Source organism: Rhodopirellula sp. MGV, assembly GCF_002251265.1.
Lineage (GTDB): Bacteria > Planctomycetota > Planctomycetia > Pirellulales > Pirellulaceae > Stieleria > Stieleria baltica_A.
Genome location: NZ_NPDI01000052.1, coordinates 1 through 17,645 on the forward strand (window position 1 = coordinate 1; position 17,645 = coordinate 17,645).

The window sequence follows — 17,645 nt, forward strand, 5'->3', positions numbered from 1 at the left end:
GGAACAGGGTGGCCCTACTAAGCAGATGAACTCGGTACCGAAAGGCGACGAAGCAAGCACCGAGATCGGGTTGCCAGGTGGCTTTTCGCAGGGCGTCCCAACCAATGCGATCTACGTTCGCCCCGTGGTGGCCGATCGGATCAATGGCTTCACCGTGCGACCCGAAGTCTTGCAAATTGCGATTCGAGACGCGGTGTCTGTCGAACAGTTTCGCGAGGTTTGGGACGACAAACTTGCTGCAAACCGGCCGCCATTAAAAATCATCGACTTCGCCGCGGTTCGTGAAGGCATGGAATCTGGGCGATCGATCTCGGGGCAGCAATCACAAGCTTGGGCCGCGACGGGAATGGCGTCGCTTGCCGCGATCTTTATCATTTTTTCGACACTCAGTATGGGCGTCAGCGAACGTGCACGCGAGTTTGCGATGCTTCGGGCAGTCGCACTGACTCGATCACAGATCGCGGGCATCATCGCGATCGAGAGTATCGTGTTGGCGTTCTTGGGTTGGATCGGTGGATTGCTGGCCGGTTGGTTGATGGTTCTCATCGGCAGCCGCATCTTGCCGGGGCTATTTAGTTCGGGTGCGATGCTGGGGTGGACGAGTCTCTCGCTGAGTGCAATTACGGTTTTGGTCGGCGCGACCGCGGCGGCGATCCTTCCTGCTTGGCGGGCGATGCGAATCAAACCGCTCGATGCGATGTCGACGCGTCCTAAGACGCCAAGTCCTTTTTGGTGGATTGTGTTTGGAGTGATCGGGCTGGTTTTGTCGGCGATCACACCGATCACAGTGTTTGCATTGCCGATGTCGGATGAATGGCGAACTTGGTGCTACTCATTCGTCACCTATCCCATGTTGCTCTTGGGGATGATCCTACTTGCGCCTGCAGTCGTTGTCGGTTGTGAACGCGTTTTGGGGCCAGTGGTGACAGGCCTGATGCGACTTGATCAACGGATGATGAAGACGCAGCTCTCCAGCAATCTGTGGCGAAGCGTTGGTGCGACGCTGGCGTTGTCGGTGGGACTCGGATTGTATGCATCGACACAGACATGGGGCTATTCGATGTTGGTACCGTTCACACCAGGTGAATGGTTGCCCGATGCACTGGTCGCGTTCCACCCTGTCGGTTTGACGGACGAGGACGCTGCGTTAGTACCTGAGGTCGACGGCGTGAAGTCGAGCGAAGTCATGGAGCTAGCGATCGAGCAGGCCAAATTCGATTGGGAAGGCGGCGAGCCACCAAGTCGTCTTCGTTTTGGCGACAACGGCGTCGTGTGTGGTTTGGACGCAGCGCGAGCATTTGGCGGAGAGCATCCATTTTTGTCAGTCAACTTTGTCGAAGGCACAGCGGAATCCGCAATCGATGCAATCAACAATGGAAATGGCTGTGTCGTATCGCAAGATTTCGTGATGGCAACGGGCCTGACCATCGGTGACGAGGTTCCGTTCCTTCTACCCGCTGACGAGAGCCAGCGTGCTACCTACAAAATTGCCGGGGTGGTATCACTACCCGGTTGGCAATGGGTCACGAAGTTCTCGGGGGTTCGTCGGCACTTCGTCCGTACCGGGGCCATTTTGTTTGCCAACCACGATCGTGTTCATAGCGACTTTCGCTTGAAGCGGACGGAGTTCTTCTGGGTGAACTTCGACGACAACGTGAATCTGGAAAGCGTCGAAGCACAGTTCCAAGCGATTGCGGAGCGACGCAGCGGCGAAACCTTTTTGGCCGAAGGTGTCGGCACGGTCAAAGCATACCGACCGTTTGCCAGGATGACCGCAACCAGCAACGTCAAGAAGGCGATCCAGTTGCGTGCCGACGGAATGATTTGGGGAATGAGCTATCTGCCACTAGTCACTTTGGCAATCATGTCACTTGCAATCGCGAATACGGTTATCGCTTCCGTGCGTGCACGTACGTGGGAGTTCGGTGTCATGCGTTCAATCGGCGTCAGTAGAAGCCAGTTGGTGCGTTTGGTGTTTGCTGAGACCAGCTTGATTGCACTATCAGCCTGTTTGCTAAGCCTGTTTTTCGGACTCGTCGCCGGTTGGTGCGGTGTGGGTATGGCGCAGTTTGGCGGATGGTTCGCCGGCCCGCCTTCATTCATGATCCCTTGGGGTCAGTTGGCAATCGGTTTTGCGATGACACTGTTGTTGTGTTTACTTGCCGGACTTTGGCCCGCGATTAAAACCGGGCGAAGCGAACCACTTCGACTTCTTCAATCTGGGCGTGCAGCCTCCTAGCGGCCAAATACCTATGGTTGTCTTGGTGCTTCGCAAAGGGTTCAGTTTGTTGGTGCGACTCGAGCAACAAGCTGAGGGTCATCCATCAGTTCGACTGTTCTTATCAGAATCTCAAAAGTCAGATTTCAATGAAGCAAACTTTGAAAGTTCAGCCTGTCGCAGTCGGGAGGGATCTAGCAAAGCGAGGTAAACCGCATCGAAATACTTGACTGTTCCTGTTCTCCAGAATCTTCCGCGTGTGCAAGACTTCCGCGTTGTGAAAACGAGGAGTCTGTAGGTAGGCACATCTGGGGCAAAAGATGAACGGTATCGGGGCAACTGCGAGCGGACGTGGATCAAACGGTCAATTGTTCCGCAATTCAAAACGTCGCAAAAACACTTGCCGAAACGTCCGTCGCAAACGGGCGATGTTGTGTGCGATCTTGGCAAGTTGCTCGATGCCTGGAATGTCATGGAATTCCAATTCGCTGCTGGCACAGTCGCCAGTCGGTGGCCAAATCGTTGCTGGCGTGGGAACGATTGACAGCAGTTTGAGTGATCGGACCAACATCACGACGACTACCGATCGTGCGGTCATCAACTGGAATGACTTTTCTGTGGGAGCTGGTCACACTGTCAACTTCGATCAGCTCAATTCGACCTCGGCAGTCTTGAATCGTGTCGTTGGCAACGCGCCCCAATCGCTGATCAATGGGGCAATCACCTCGAACGGAAATGTTTTCGTTTCCAATCCCAGCGGGGTTGTCATTGGCAGCACGGGGGTCATCAATACCAACGGCTTTACGGCAACGACGTTGGACATCAGTAACGAGCGATTCATGAATGGCGATTTGACCTTCAGTGGTCAATCAGCCGCTTCAATCGTCAACAATGGGCACATCAACACTGGTGATGGTGGAGCGCATTTGATCGCGTCTCAGGTGTTCAATAATGGCACTATCGAGACAACCGGCGTGATCAACTTGGCCACCGGCGGCCAATTGAAGATGAGCGGTGGGCGTTATATCCAAGCCGACCTGGAGACAATCAGCAATGGGATTTCGGGTGGATCATCACTAATTAAAAACAGTGGTGATATGCGGGCGATTGGCGGTCTGGAGGTTGGCGGAGAAGTTTACTTGGTCAATCCCAACGGGGCGATCGTCAACGACGCCAACATCGTTGCGGCTTTGAAAAATCCTGACGGCAGCCAAGCGGGCGGGCACGTTGAAATGATCGCCTCCGGAAACACGACGCTTAGCGGTGCATCGGTTGATGTCAGTGGGGCAACAGGCGGCAGCGTGATCGCGACCGGAGACTCCGTTTCAATCCTTGCGAGCGAGATCGATGCCTCGGGCGAACATGGCGGTGGCAACGTTCGCATCGGTGGCGGGTGGCAAGGGAAAGACGCGCAAGTTGCCAACGCGGTGAACACGACTGTCTCGGCTGATTCGACGATCAGTGTCGATTCGACGCTTGACGGGGATGCCGGGACGGCAGTCGTTTGGGCGGATCAAAAAACAGAATTCGCGGGCCAGATTAATGCTCGCGCACTGGGGGATGGCGACGGCGGACAAGCTGAAGTTTCAGGAAAGCAGGACTTGCTGTTTACGGGCAACGTCGCGCTGTTGGCCAGCAATCCTGAATACCAACACGGATCATTGCTGCTCGATCCCGCGACGTTCACCCTGGACGCGGCGAACCAAGATGCGATTCGAGCACAATGGGGCTCGGGCAATTTGACGATCGTCGCACAGGATACGATCAGTATCGATGTGGATCTCTTCCCCACAGACTCACCTGGCGGCGATGAAAAGTTTTCGACCGATGGTTCCAAAACACTATTGACCATTCAAGAAGAAGGCGGAGGTGACGGCGCAGTCGATATCATCATCGGCGGCGAAATCCGCGATCGTCGTACGGGTAGCGCCGCGGTAAATATTAACGCGGGGACCGGATCGGTGACCGTCACTGCGACTGGGAAAATCGACAGTAGCCTAGGTGGCCTGAGTGATGTGACCGTCTACGCGAACACCTTGGATGTGGTGGGGGATGCGACGTTTGATGTGTTGGTCGCGACAGGCAACCAAACCGTTGGACTTGGTGACAACGCGACCGGTGTTCTGAATTTGAGCGACAACACACTCGCGAACGTATCGATTGGAGAAATCCAAGGCAGTGATTTTGATCTCGACATGCTTTCCACCGGCCGAGCGCGATCTGCGATTCGAGTTGTCGGTGACAATGTGAATATTGACCGTTTCAACGGGCAGGCTCTCGATATTGAATCGGATGACTTGACGATCACCGGTCCGATTGATGGCAGTGGACGCTTTCGATTCATCGGCCAAGCGAATCAGACGATCGGTTTGGGGAGTGGTGCCGGAAGCTTGCAGTTTTCAAAATCCATCCTGGCCGGAATCACAGGATTCAGCCAATTTGAAATGGGACACAACACGACTTCCGGAAGCGATATTTCGATCGTCGATGCGGGGCTGAATTTCAATAGTGTGACACTGCGTGGATCGTCAATCGATATCGATCGATTGTCGATCGGTGAAAGCCTGAGTTTGTACACCGACAGCTTAAATGTGCAGAATGCTCTGACGAAGACCTCCAATGCAGGGACGTTGTACCTGCAATCGATGAGCAATACGCGGACTGTCGGTCTCGGGGATGGTACGGCAGGGTTGCTGAACGTGACGGCCGACGAATTCGATTTCCTCGGCCAGTACAACGCCTTTGATGTCCTGGTGGGCAGTGGCGTGATCACAGTCTCGGAGGATTTTACCGGAAACTACAGCAGTCGCATCAAGCTAAACAATTCGAACGGATTGATTCATCTCGACGGAGTCAGCCTCGATAGCAACCTCTTTCAGTTGTTCAGCAACGACATTCAAATCACCAATGCTGTGATGGGTGACATCGATACCACTGACCTGGATTTCAATGCCGGTGTGAACCGAATGGCCGTCGGTTCGGCCTCGCCAGGTGACTGGACAATCGACAATTCCGAGTTCGCTTTGCTAAGTGGGTTCGAAACGCTGACCCTGCACAACGAACAGTTGAACGGGATCATGGACATCGCCGGTGCTGGCCCCGGAAACAATCTAGATTTCAGTTCGATCACGTCCGGGACCGTTAACTTTTTGAGCGATTCGCTGCGACTGGCGGACGTGTCGGTTCCAGAAGCGTTGAACCTGACAGTGTTCAGCGGACTTGCGTTCGATGGTGAAGTAACCACCGATGATAACACCAAGACTCTAAAAATCACCGCCGGTCACGCAGCGATCAACCAGAGCGGCTCGACAACCTTAGGACTCGGGACCGGCACGGCGGGCGCTGTCCAACTTGACGACAGTGAACTCGCCCGGATTCAGCAGTTCGCCACCTTGCATGCCAAGCATGTCTCGGCGATTTCGCCCGGAACTACACAAGTGAATGCAACGATGGATCGAAACCTGATCCTCGAGGGCGGGCAACAGACCGACATTCAGTCATTGACCCTGACCGGTGGCAGTGACCTTGATGTCTCGACAACGTTTGTGTCTGGCGGCACAGGCAATCCAGGCAATGACCGGATCATTATGGGAAATGTCACCACCGATGGTGACATTACCTTGGATAGCAGCCGTCTGGAAGTCAACGGAGACGTGCACACTGTCAGTGGCGATGTCTCGGTCGACACACAAGTTACCACCGTTGGGAATGGCTCACAAACCAGTCATGTTGGGATTGGAACAGCGAACGGCACCACAACGATCGATACGGGGACGCTGAATGTGAATGCCAGTAATTTGGCGGGCGCACAAATCGGTTATGCGTTCACGGGAACTGAAACGCAGACGGCCAGCGGCGACATCACGATCGAGACCACGGGCGATATCAACTTGACCGGGCAAGGGGCGTTCTTTGCTGCGATCGGACATGGCGATGACCTGGGTGGCGATGACACGGGCAAAACCGTATCGGGAGACGTCACCGTCAGTGGCGGCAAGAACGTCACTTTGCAAAAGGCACACGTTGGGCATCTTGTCGATCCGAGCGGAACCTATGCCAGCGGCAGCACATCTGTTTTCGCTGGGATAGCTGATTTCAACGAAGACAACGAAAATCGTACGGGCGGTGACTTCCACCAACCCTACTCGCTGAACATTGATTCGCAATCGATCCTTGTCAGTGCGGACTTCAGCGATGATGGTCAATTGAGTTTGTACGCTCCTTCTCTGTCATCGTACAATCTAGATCCTTCTGCACTGCTTAACGGTGGTAATGCGACCGGTTCTCCACCGACTAACTTTGCGGGTCCAAGTGACCCGGCGAACGAATTCTTTGGTGATTACGTCGGCACCTTGTCGAACAACTGGTCGCTCTATTCAGCACCAATCGGCTTGGACGTTCAAATTATCGATGCGACAAGTGTCTATGGTGCAGTGATCACTTCGCCTGCGACGGTTGACCTGCTCAGCAACCCTTCGGTGCTATTCGGGGCGACCTCGGTCGGTGACCTTGGTTTACAAGTCGACTATTCCAACATCGACGAGCAAACCGACGCCGGGACGTACACGCTACAAGTCGATGGCGACAACTTGAAGTCCGGATACTTCGTACGCAAGGTGTATCGGAACGGCGAGACCTACGGGACGGGGCCGGGAGTCTTGATTACCAATTACGGCCGGCACATCATTACCCCTGCCACGTTGAATATTTCGGTGAGCAACCAGACCAAGACCTTTGGTGATTTGTTCACTTGGACAGGAAACGAATTTGTTGCTACCGGTTTAGTGAACAATCAGACCATCGACAATCTGTTGATGACTTCAACCGGTGCCGTCGCCACGGCGACAGTCGCGGGTGGGCCATACACGATCATCGGTTCGACGCCAACGGGAGCCAATTTCAACGCGTTGAATTACAGTATTTCGATCTTCGACGGCTCGATGAATGTCATTCCGGCACCGCTGGACGTTTATTTGCTAACGTCCAGCAAGCTTGTTGGGACCGAAGGTGAATCCGTGACGTCAGATTTCGTCATCGTTGGTCTCAAGAACGGAGACCTTATCAATGAGATTTCCGTCTTGAGCGAGGGTCTTCCCTCCTCGGCAATTGTCGGTTCCTACTCAATGAGCATCGATACGCTGTTTGGCGTTGGCTATGACGCCACCAACTATGCGATCAATTTGGTCAACCCGGTCTATACCGTTTACGTACCAAACGACGAAACGGTCAACGACTTGTGGACGCGGTACAACAACGCGCTGATGACGTTACCTCGTATGCTGAGTGGGGGTGGCGGTGCTGTGCAGGTCAGCGTTGGAGGCCGTTCGAGCGTGGAAATTACGGACCGCAAGCGGCGTGATGACGGCAACGACGACGATGAGAGCAACGATTCCGATTCGTAACACGACTCGCTTTTAGTTCGTCGCCGTGATTGCATGTTCGAGCCGGTTACTGTTCGAGCCCATCGATGTGGTGTGACGCCGACACCTGCTGTGAGGTCTGTCTGAGGCAAGCCAGATCGAGGGTTCCTCGGCGTAATCTGTACTGGTCATGCATCTTGGTTGAGCTGTGCGAGTTGCACCTACCACATTGCGCTGCATGATGGGATCAGCTATTCGTGCCGAATTTGGTCGCTAGAGTAGCCCGGCAGGGTTGCATCGCTGTTCGATTGTCTGACAGTTGATGCGCTGTCGTGCTGCCCTACGGCGGATACTGTTCTTCGGAACACGTCACCGGAATTCGCCGTTTATTGATTGACATGGAAGTCATTAGGGGCAAGACAGGATGTCTGCAAAACGTTTCTGGAAATGGGCGGGAGAGATCTGCGCATTAAGCGTGCTGTTCGGCAGCACTGCGATGGCCCAAAACTTTGAGCGCTATCAACCCAAGGTCTATCAACCTTGGCAATCAGGGCAGTTCGACTTGGAACTTCCTACCGAAAGCGACGTCGAAACACCGAGTAGCGACGTGGTGCTGGTCGATTCGCTTGAGGCGGTGATTTTGGTTCCGAATCGGGATGATGTGGACCCGCAGGCCGCATTCACGGATTACGAGGGAATCCATTCCGAGATCATCGATGCATCATCACTTGCGAATTCATCGCGCGTTCATCGTGTGATTGAAAAGTACCTTGGGTCTGCGATCACGTTGCGAAACTTGAACCAGATGACTCGCGACATTATCACGGTGTACGAGCGCTGTGGGCAGCCAATTGTCGACGTGATGATCCCAGAGCAAAAGATCACCGGCGGGACGGTACAAATCGTGATCACCGAGTCGCGGATTGGTGCCATTCGTGTCGCAGGCGGATGCTGGGTTGATCCCTGTTTGGTTCGCAAGAACATTACGTGTTCTCGTGTTGGGGCACACATTTATGAATCAAGGGTTTCCGAAGATTTGTATTGGCTCAATCGCAGTCCCTTTCGAAAAGTCGGTTTGGATGTCAAGCCAGGAGCCAGCGACGGAACTTCAGATTTGATCTTTGAAGTTCAAGATGTCTTTCCGATGCGAGCTTATACCGGGTATGAAGACACTGGAGTCAGGGCACTGAATTTGGAACGCCTGTTCGCCGGTGTTTTGATTGGCAATCTATTTGGGCAAGACGGCATACTTGGGTATCAATACACTGCGGACGGGGACTTTGCACGGTTGCACGCACATGCACTGAGTTACAACGTTGATCCATGCCGCGAGTACGGACTACAGTTGTTTGGAAGCTGGGCCTCTGCGGTGCCGGACTTGCCAGCTCCGATCACGCAAGATGGAGAAGCATGGCAGGTCGGTTCACGGGGGTACCACTATTGGACACGCACGTCGCATGAAGAGCGTGCGTGGTACACAGGAGTTGACTTCAAGTCTTCGAATACGTCGGTGGAATTTGGTTCCTTGAACGCATCGACAACTGCCGCCGACTTGTTGCAACTCAGCTTGGGATACTTGGCGCTTGTTCGTGAAGACAACGGTGACTATGCCCGTCTCAACACGTCATTGAACTACGGACCTGATGGCGGGTTTACATCGCAAAACAACGCAGCCGCGTTTAACAGTCTTCGTCAGAATACGGCACCGGGTTATGTGTATTGGCGAACGGACTTTGACATGCGTCGCCAAATTGCCTGCGACTATGAGATGAGTTTCCGAGGGGCGGGGCAAATTTCCAGCGATCGGTTGTTGTTCAGCCAAACGATTGGTTTTGGCGGATACGATTCGGTTCGTGGCTATGATCAGCGAGTTGCCAGTGGCGATGGTGGCTGGATCACCAACTTCGAGTTCGGTCCAAAAACCTGGACAGCCGGCTGCGGAAAGCTGGAACGAACGGTGAAAGCGTATGGGTTTGCTGACATGGGGCAAGCCTTTATCCTGCACAGCATTCCCGGCGAAGAGAAAGAGCAGTTCCTCGCGGGCGTTGGCGTCGGTTGCCGGGTCGCCTTCGGCCAATCGGCATCACTTCGATTCGATTACGGCCGCGGCCTCAACGACGTCCAAGGCACCAACGCTGGAGACCGAGTCCACATCGGCCTCGTCACCTTCTTCGGCCCCCGCCCCTAAAAGGTGTCAGGTACCTTATTGGCGCTTTAGGTAAAATGCTGATTGATTGGTCGTTACTTGGCGGCCAATCATTGGGTGTGGGAAGATCTCCGTTTCCACCCAAGATTCCGCGAATGATCAGCGTTGTAGAATTCGACGGCGATATTGCAATCGCTCTCTCGTCACGGTGATAGCTACTCGGCACCGGACTGGATCAGCGCCGCTACCGGAGCACGTTCAAGGCTGCGGCGTAGTCGGAATTTCCGGTGACCGCGAAATGAAAGGTGAGTAGAAAGAGAAGTCCTGCGGAAGCGAAGATCATTCCGGCAAAGAAGCCGGCATAGGCTGAGCTGAAGTTGCCGCCAAATAGGTAGGCTTCTTCTGGATTGGCTTCGTTGTATTTGATCTGGACGACCTTTGCCGCACTGAGTTTTTGGTGAAGTGCGTGATGTCCCTTGAAGCTCGATGACGTGTATGTCGGATGGATTTTAGTCCCGGTGTAGGTGCATCCGACCACGGAGTATTCATATTCGACGGTGACTTGATGTGAGAGACCTCCCTCAGAATCAGAATGAGACTCAAGACCGCAGTTGACGATTGAGGCTTCGGTCGATGGCCAAGCAGTAACAGCTTGTCCTTTGGCAATTCCACGCAGTGTAGAGAGACAGATTCCAACACCGACGAGAATGAAGATCGCGCAGAAAGGATAGATGACCCACATCAATTTCATTGTCGTCGACGTTGCGTAAATAAGTTGCGAAGTAGAACCGGGATCGGCGAATTATTGGTTTTACGTAGGAATGGACTGCATTGGTAGGGCTGCGTGACGGAGACTTCGAGGCGCAATTTGCGAACGAATTGATCAATCTCCAGGTTGCGATCTTCCTGCTGAAACGTGTCTGTCGTCCAAATTCGCTGCAAACGCCAGCAACCGAATCTCCGAATCATCCGTGCCAGCCTCGACAATTCGGAGGTTGGACGTTGGGAAGTCGATTGCGATTGGGAAAGGAGTTGTTTTTGAAAAGTCGACGGTCGGCCGCGACGATTTCACTTGCATGAATACTCACACTCTCAACTGCCGCGGGCTGAATTGCCCGATGCCAATCGTTGAATTGACCAAAGCCGCTCGAGCCGCAGAGCCGGGAGATCGGATCGAGGTCACTGCAACCGATCTGGCGTTCAAGCCAGACTTGGAGGCTTGGGCAAGACGCATGGGGCACACCATCGAAAGCTTCGAGCAGACCGAGAACGAGCAAGTCGCAATCGTTGTCCTCGCTAAGAACTAACGCAATCGACGGGCAACCCCTCCCACTTTGCGGGCCGTCTCGCAATCACGCCTCACCTAGAAGCATGTATGTCGAAAACGAATGATCGCGTCGTCATTATTTTGACGTCGGGTAAGTCAGACAATGGGAAGAACGCAACGATGGCGTTTTCTTGTGGGCTCGCTTCCTTGGCCATAGGGAGACCGACGACGGTGTTCCTTACCAGCGATGGCGCCGTTTGGGGTTATCAAGGAAGTTCCACTGGGATCGCCGTTCAAGGATTCGCGCCGCTTTCGGAGCTCATCGAGCAGTACCTCGCAGCGGACGGCCACATCGTACTTTGCTCGGTCTGCCATACGACCTGTAGCGTGGGGCCGCCTGGCGGTAAGTTCGAAATCGAAAAGCTCCCAGGGATCGAAATCGGTGGCTTCACGACGGTATTGGACTTGGCGATCGGCGGAACGACCATGTCGTTCTAGTCTGCTACCACTCGAAACAGCGAACCGGCGTGATCGTTGGCTTTTTCTCACGAGGCGAATATTGCTTTCGCCAATTTTCGAAGTCGACGACTGGCATCGGTTTGCCAAAGAAATACCCCTGTAGTTCGTCGCAACGGAGTTTTGCGAGGTACTCGACTTGCTCGATGACTTCGACACCTTCGGCGACGATCGTCAGTCCAAGTCCCCGTCCCAAGGAGATAATCGATTGCACGATCGAACGTGAAAATCGGTCGTGTACCACGTCGCGAATAAACGACAAATCGATTTTCAGGGTGTGGACGTTAAACGTCTTCAGGTAGCTAAGTGAGGAGTGACCGGTACCGAAGTCGTCGATCGCGATTCGGAACCCCGTCTCAGCTAGTTTATCGATGACCATGGTTGAGTGTTCGACATTGCTCATGATCGCGTTTTCGGTGATCTCAAGTTCCAGCCATTCGGGGTCTGCTCCTGTCCGTTCAAGGATCCGCACCAGTGAATGTGCAAAGTCGACACTGCGAAGTTGGATCGGAGACACGTTGACGGCGATGCGTAGCGGTTTGCCCTGATCATGCCAAAGGCGTGCCTGCTTTGCGGCGGATTCAAACACGTATTCTCCCAACGCGTTGATCAGGCCCGAATTCTCGGCGATGGGAATGAAGGTACTTGGGGGGACGAATTGTCCTTCACTATCCCGCCATCGGACCAGTGCTTCGCACGAAACCAGTTCCTTTGTCGTGGCATTGACCTTCGGTTGGTAGTGTAGTTCGACATCGCCATTGGTGATCGCACCACGCAGTTTGGTTTGTACCTGCTGTCGCATGTCGACCTGTTGCTTCATCGACGGTTCAAAATAGGCGACGGCGTTTTTTCCCGCTTGCTTAGCAGAATACATTGCTGTGTCCGCATAGCTCATCAGCATTTCGGTATCTGTCGAGTCTTGCGGGAACCGAGTCACGCCGATGCTCAGTCCGACGTGGGCTTCCGCTTCGGTCAATGCGAACGGACGTTTGAATTCGTTAATCAACTCGGCAAGTAGTTGTTCCTGAGTCGTGAGATCGTAATGGACGTCTCGGAACAGAATTGCAAATTCGTCACCGCCGAACCGGGCGACAAACGCGTCAGATCCTACGACGGCAATGATGCGGTCGGCGACAAATTGTAAAAGTTGATCGCCTCCGGCATGTCCGATTGAATCGTTGACGTGTTTAAAGTCGTCCAGGTCGAGAAAGCAGATCGAAAATGATTCAGCAACATCGTTGGAAGACGGTTTGCGATTGACCAAGTTGACGATCATCTCGCGAAAGAATGCGCGATTGGGACAGCCTGTCAAACTATCGTGCATTGCGCGGTGATGAAGTTGTGCTTGGCTGTTTTCCAGTTCGGTGATGTCCGATGCGAGGGCGATAATTTGGCGGTCAACGTTACCGTCGCTTGGGCTGAGTGAAACCCAAAAGGTCCGTTGCATGTGTTGCGAGATTTGTGAATCGCTGGCCAAGCGAATTTTGCCGGACCAGGATTTGCCATTCGCAGCGTTGGAAACATGCCGCAGAATACTATCGGTTTCGACATGGATCAGATCGGCAAATCGCTTGCCCGCAATTTCATCGCCGGTCCCAACATTTGTCATTCTCGCGAATGCCGGATTCGCTTCCAAGATCCTTCCATGGATATCCAAAATCGCGACACCTTCAGCTGATTCTTCGAACACACTTGCGAGCAACTGAAGGCGATGTTCACGGTGCCTGTCGTCGGTGATGTCCCGCGATGTTGCGATTACAAAGCGGTCCGAACTTGACTCGTCAGTGAAGGCGGAATATCGATTGGCCGAATAGTGTTTGCAGCCTTGGTCATCGATCCAGCTGTCGACGCAAGTCGATTGGGGGACGTCACCGGCGAAGCACGCATCGATTTGTGGATCAAATTCTCGGAGTCCGGGGACATCGATTTCATCAGGCAACTTGCCGATGATCTCGTCCTCGGTTACCCCATGTGCGTTCAAAAACGCACGGTTGGCAACGACGATGCGGTGGTCCGAGGCACGAACGCTTAATTGGTCCGGGACAGCGCTGACAATTTTATTGAGGAAGTCACGATGCCGACGCAGTTCGGCTTCGAACTGTTTTCGTGAAGTGATATCGCGAACGATCGCAAGGATCTGTCCGCCACCGGAGATGACAAACGGGCTGAATGTGAATTCGGCCCAAAACGTTGTTCCGTCGTGTCTGGTGACTTGCGCCTCGAAATGCTGGGATTGGCCCTGGTCTGTTTCGCGAAGACAAGTGTTTAACGTGTCACTAGCGTCCGTTCCGTCATCGAGCTTGAGGGCATGGAAAAATCCACGTCCCGAGTGCAGCATTTCGCCACGCGAGACTCTGAACATCTCGAGTGCGTTGTCGTTGCATGCCGAGCAACCTTGATTGTCAAATACCATCACCGAATCGCTGGTGCGTTCAAAGATCGTATCGGCAAGGCGTTTGGTATCTTTGGCGGATTGCTCCGCAGCGCTGCGGGCATCCGATAGCTCTTTCTTGATTTGTTCGAGTTCGTCGATAATTTCCGCGGAACGCACGATCGCGTCCGCTTGCGCTACGGCAAGTGACTCTGACTGTCGTCGCGATCGTTCGAGTTCGATATCACGTTCCGTCAACATCTCGCGGAGATGGACGAGCGAAGACGTCAGATCTGAAACGCTCAGTTTCAGGTCAGATGGCTCGGTGGACGAATCGCATTCTTGAATCTCATTTACCCATCGATCGATCTGCTCGAGCTGTTCGATAGGGCTGCGACTGGACGGGGCGCTCTTGTGGGCGACGTTGGGTTGGGACATCGTTTGGACTGCAAAAATCTGATGCTTCAGTAGTCCGCCTAAATGAACAACGTCGTGTTGGCTTGCGCTGCTTGACTGACGAAGGTCGCGACGCCGCAGTAGTCCATGTCGGGATAGTCGATCAACTCGGCGCGGTCGATACCCATCAATCGCATCGACATTTCACAGACTTGGATTTTGACACCGAGGTCGCCTGCGGTGCCAATCAACGTTTCCAGGTCCGCAACATTCTTGCGACGCATTTCACGCTGCATCATCGCTCGGCCGATCCCTGCGAAGTCCATCTGCGACAGTTTGGTTCGCTTCGCCGATGCGGGCAGCATCCAGCCGAATGCTTTTTCGATCACCGATTTTTTGCCGGCGGACATTCCACCTCGGCGAAGTGCCGGAGTTGCCCAGAACGTAAAGAACATACGAACGTCCATGCCGCAGGCCGCCGCGCCCGTCGCTATCACAAAGGCAGCGAGTAGACGATCTTGATAGCCTTCGAAAACGACGAGGTTCAGTTGATTGGTATCAGAAGTCGTTTCGGTCAGCTGTGCGACTTGACGTTGCAGGCTTTCAATTTGGTTCTCAAGTCGTTTGAGTTGTTCGCTCCCACTCAGAACTTCGTGAAGCGTTTCGGGGGTTGTTCCGTGCATGCTCAAACTCGGCATTCGTTATCCAAGGGCCATCCAACGCGTTGATCCGTTTTTTCAACGCTGTAGAAATCTGTGATGCCGTTGGAGAACGATAAAATTGGCGACGAACCAAAGCAGCGGAAACACCGAATGCAGCTATCGAATGTAGCGAACTTCCGCGATCTGACGCTTATTCGGTGGCCACTTGCGTGAGGGGCGACCGACACCATGACGGCATGTGGTTGTTGGCCGTCTTGTGGGTACCTGGGTTCGTCCCGCGACCTCACCGGCAAGCCAACGTGGATGGCGGGGGGCAACTTGGCGGTTTAGTAGAGTTTGCTAGGTGCTATTAACGCCTGCGATGCGACAACGTCGCGTTGATCAATCACGCGTCCCATTTAGGAGACCGAATAGTGCAAAAGAATCAGCTTGGTAAATCAGGACTTTCCATCGCACCGTTGGCACTTGGCGGAAACGTTTTCGGTTGGACCATTGATGAAGCAACGTCCTTCGAAATACTCGATGCGTTCGTTGACTTCGGTTTTGATTGTGTTGATACAGCCAACATGTATTCGGCCTGGGCAGTGGGCAATCAGGGTGGCGAATCCGAAGCAATCATTGGGAAATGGTTTGCGAAGAGCGGCAAACGTGATCGAGTCGTCTTGGCAACAAAAGTAGGGATGCCGATGGGAGACGGCTCGCAAGGACTAAAGAAGGACTACATCTTAAAATCCGTTGAGGATTCCCTGCGCCGGCTGCAGACCGACCACATCGATCTTTATCAATCGCACCAAGACGATGCCGACACTTCGTTCGAAGAGACGCTGTTGGCATACGATGAACTTATCAAGGCGGGCAAAGTGCGCGCGATTGGTGCGTCAAACTACTCGGCGGATCGATTGGCCCAAGCGATTAAGGAAAGCGAATCCGAAGGCTTGCCAACGTACATTTCGTTGCAGCCAGAATACAACCTGTTTGATCGTGAAGGATTTGAACGCGAATTAGAACCGCTGTGTGTCCAAGAAGGCCTTGGAGTGATCAGCTACTATTCGCTTGCGAGTGGGTTTTTAACAGGCAAATATCGTTCGAAAGACGACTTGAGTAAGAGCGCTCGTGGAGGTGGGATTGGCGAAAAGTATCTCAATGGGCGCGGTTTCAAGATTTTGGAAGCACTTGACGAAGTCGCAGCTGCCCAACAAAGCCAACCTGTGGTGGTCTCACTCGCTTGGTTGATGCACCGAAAAAGCATCACCGCACCAATCGCAAGTGCAACGAGTGTCACGCAGCTATCGGAACTTGTGAAGGCTGCTGACATGAATTTGAGCGACGCACAGGTTGAACAACTCGATATGGCAAGCGCGACAACGCAAAACGTCGAATGATCGTCAACGTCGCGACACGGTTTTCGGTGACCTATTTTCCAGTCGACACCACCGACCACAGCATTTCGCTCTGGCCGGCGGTTATGACGGTGTCGTAACCGGATCCACGACCGTCCCCTCTTTGAAGTCATCACCAGGGCGAATGATTAACGTTTCGTCTCCGACCAGTCCGGCGCTTAATTCCAGTGATGAACCCTGATCGCGGAGCACCGTGACGTCTCGATAGGCAACGGTGTTGTTTTGGGCTAGGACCGCTACCTTGGTGCCGCTTCCGCGTGTGATCAATGCTCCGGATGGAATCAGGACGCGGCTCGGTTGGTTGACTTTGAATTCCGCTTCGATATACATCCCGGGAAGCAATCGATGGTCTTCATTGGGAATTTGCACTTCGACACGAAGTGTCCTGGCATCAGGAGAAATCGATCGTGAAGTACGAGTGACTGACGCAAGGACACGGTCTTGTCGGTTGTTGACGCGAAAGATCCCGACTTCGTCCCCGACCGAAATTGCTGTGGCGTAGTGCTGTGGGATCTCGACGATAACGCGAAGGCGATCAATCTCGGAAAGGCGGAACAGCCCCGGTGCGTCTTCCGGTGAATCTGCCGTGATCAACGCCCCCACGTCGTAAGCTCGTTCGGTGATGACACCATCGAATGGGGCCTCGATCGTTTGAAAGCGAATCTGTTGTTTCAGGCGTTCGATTTGAGCTTGCCGCGCGTCGATCGTTGCCGACGCCATTTTTTGGGCCGCCAAGGCGACTTTGTATTCTGCTTCTCGTTGATCGACCGTTTCTTGCGAAGTCGCTTGGCTTTGGCTGAGTTTCTGCTCGCGAGCGAAGCGTATTTTTGATAGTCCTAGTTCGGCATCGATGCGTTGTCGTTCCGCTTGTGATTGTGACAGCGATGCTTTTGCTTCATCGAGTTCGGCTTGGACCTCAGGTGCTTCGATCACCGCAAGCACATCTCGAACCGAAACACTATCGCCGATATCGACTCGCTGTTCTCCGAGATAGCCTTTGGCCCGAGCATAGATTCTGGTCTCCTGATTAGCGACGGTGCTACCAGGTAAGACAAATGTGTGGAACGGAGCTGTCAAGCCGACTTTAGAAACGGTAACACGGGGTGGACGCGTTGCGTGATCAAGTGCGATTGCACGTGCTTTGTCGCGACGACTGATTTTCGGCGCAGCTCCAAATGCAAAGAGACCACCGAGGATTGCAATGGTTGCCAAAATCGTGGTGACTGAGCTGAGGAAAGCTTTCGCATTGCTGGATAGTGTCATCGTTTGAAGTTCGAAGTGTAGGGACGGTGTGGTCTTCAGCGTTTTC

At 53.6% G+C, this 17,645-nt stretch carries 10 protein-coding genes; 6 read left to right on the plus strand and 4 right to left on the minus strand.

Going from position 1 to position 17,645, the window contains the following annotated elements; translation table 11 throughout:
- The 3 genes from CGZ80_RS18550 to CGZ80_RS18560 form a co-directional block, all read left to right on the plus strand.
- On the plus strand, positions 1 to 2,239 hold a 2,239-nt coding region (locus CGZ80_RS18550), incomplete at its 5' end, for an FtsX-like permease family protein (protein WP_143544027.1).
- Between the two features lie 446 nt (positions 2,240 to 2,685).
- Entirely contained in the window at positions 2,686 to 7,620 is a 4,935-nt protein-coding gene (locus CGZ80_RS18555; protein ID WP_158222497.1) for a beta strand repeat-containing protein, read from the plus strand.
- A 382-nt stretch (positions 7,621 to 8,002) separates the two neighbouring features.
- Positions 8,003 to 9,766 carry a ShlB/FhaC/HecB family hemolysin secretion/activation protein gene (locus CGZ80_RS18560; RefSeq protein WP_094410850.1) on the plus strand — a complete coding sequence of 588 codons (1,764 nt, stop codon included), beginning with the start codon at positions 8,003 to 8,005 and terminating at the stop codon, positions 9,764 to 9,766.
- Between the two features lie 202 nt (positions 9,767 to 9,968).
- Here CGZ80_RS18560 and CGZ80_RS18565 read toward each other — a convergent pair whose 3' ends face one another.
- Positions 9,969 to 10,475, minus strand: a complete 507-nt coding sequence (locus CGZ80_RS18565; protein ID WP_094410851.1) for a DUF3592 domain-containing protein — start codon at positions 10,473 to 10,475, stop codon at positions 9,969 to 9,971.
- Between the two features lie 325 nt (positions 10,476 to 10,800).
- Here CGZ80_RS18565 and CGZ80_RS18575 point away from each other — a divergent pair, with 325 nt between their 5' ends.
- Positions 10,801 to 11,031, plus strand: coding sequence for a sulfurtransferase TusA family protein (locus CGZ80_RS18575; RefSeq protein WP_094410853.1), 231 nt, complete (start codon positions 10,801 to 10,803; stop codon positions 11,029 to 11,031).
- 68 nt (positions 11,032 to 11,099) lie between these two features.
- Positions 11,100 to 11,489 carry a DsrE family protein gene (locus tag CGZ80_RS18580; protein ID WP_094410854.1) on the plus strand — a complete coding sequence of 130 codons (390 nt, stop codon included), beginning with the start codon at positions 11,100 to 11,102 and terminating at the stop codon, positions 11,487 to 11,489.
- Between the two features lie 4 nt (positions 11,490 to 11,493).
- Here the strand turns inward: CGZ80_RS18580 and CGZ80_RS18585 are convergent, their stop codons facing one another.
- Positions 11,494 to 14,316: a bifunctional diguanylate cyclase/phosphodiesterase gene (locus tag CGZ80_RS18585; protein WP_094410855.1), complete on the minus strand. Its 2,823-nt coding sequence runs from the start codon at positions 14,314 to 14,316 to the stop codon at positions 11,494 to 11,496.
- Positions 14,317 to 14,354: 38 nt separating this feature from the next.
- Complete coding sequence (locus tag CGZ80_RS18590; protein ID WP_094410856.1) at positions 14,355 to 14,957, minus strand: DsrE/DsrF/DrsH-like family protein; 603 nt, start codon at positions 14,955 to 14,957, stop codon at positions 14,355 to 14,357.
- 392 nt (positions 14,958 to 15,349) lie between these two features.
- Here CGZ80_RS18590 and CGZ80_RS18595 point away from each other — a divergent pair, with 392 nt between their 5' ends.
- On the plus strand, positions 15,350 to 16,318 hold the full coding sequence (locus CGZ80_RS18595; RefSeq protein ID WP_094410857.1) for an aldo/keto reductase: 969 nt from the start codon (positions 15,350 to 15,352) through the stop codon (positions 16,316 to 16,318).
- Between the two features lie 81 nt (positions 16,319 to 16,399).
- Here the strand turns inward: CGZ80_RS18595 and CGZ80_RS18600 are convergent, their stop codons facing one another.
- A complete protein-coding gene (locus CGZ80_RS18600) occupies positions 16,400 to 17,599 on the minus strand; it encodes an efflux RND transporter periplasmic adaptor subunit (protein WP_143543674.1) in 1,200 nt (399 codons plus the stop codon).
- Positions 17,600 to 17,645: the final 46 nt, after the last annotated feature.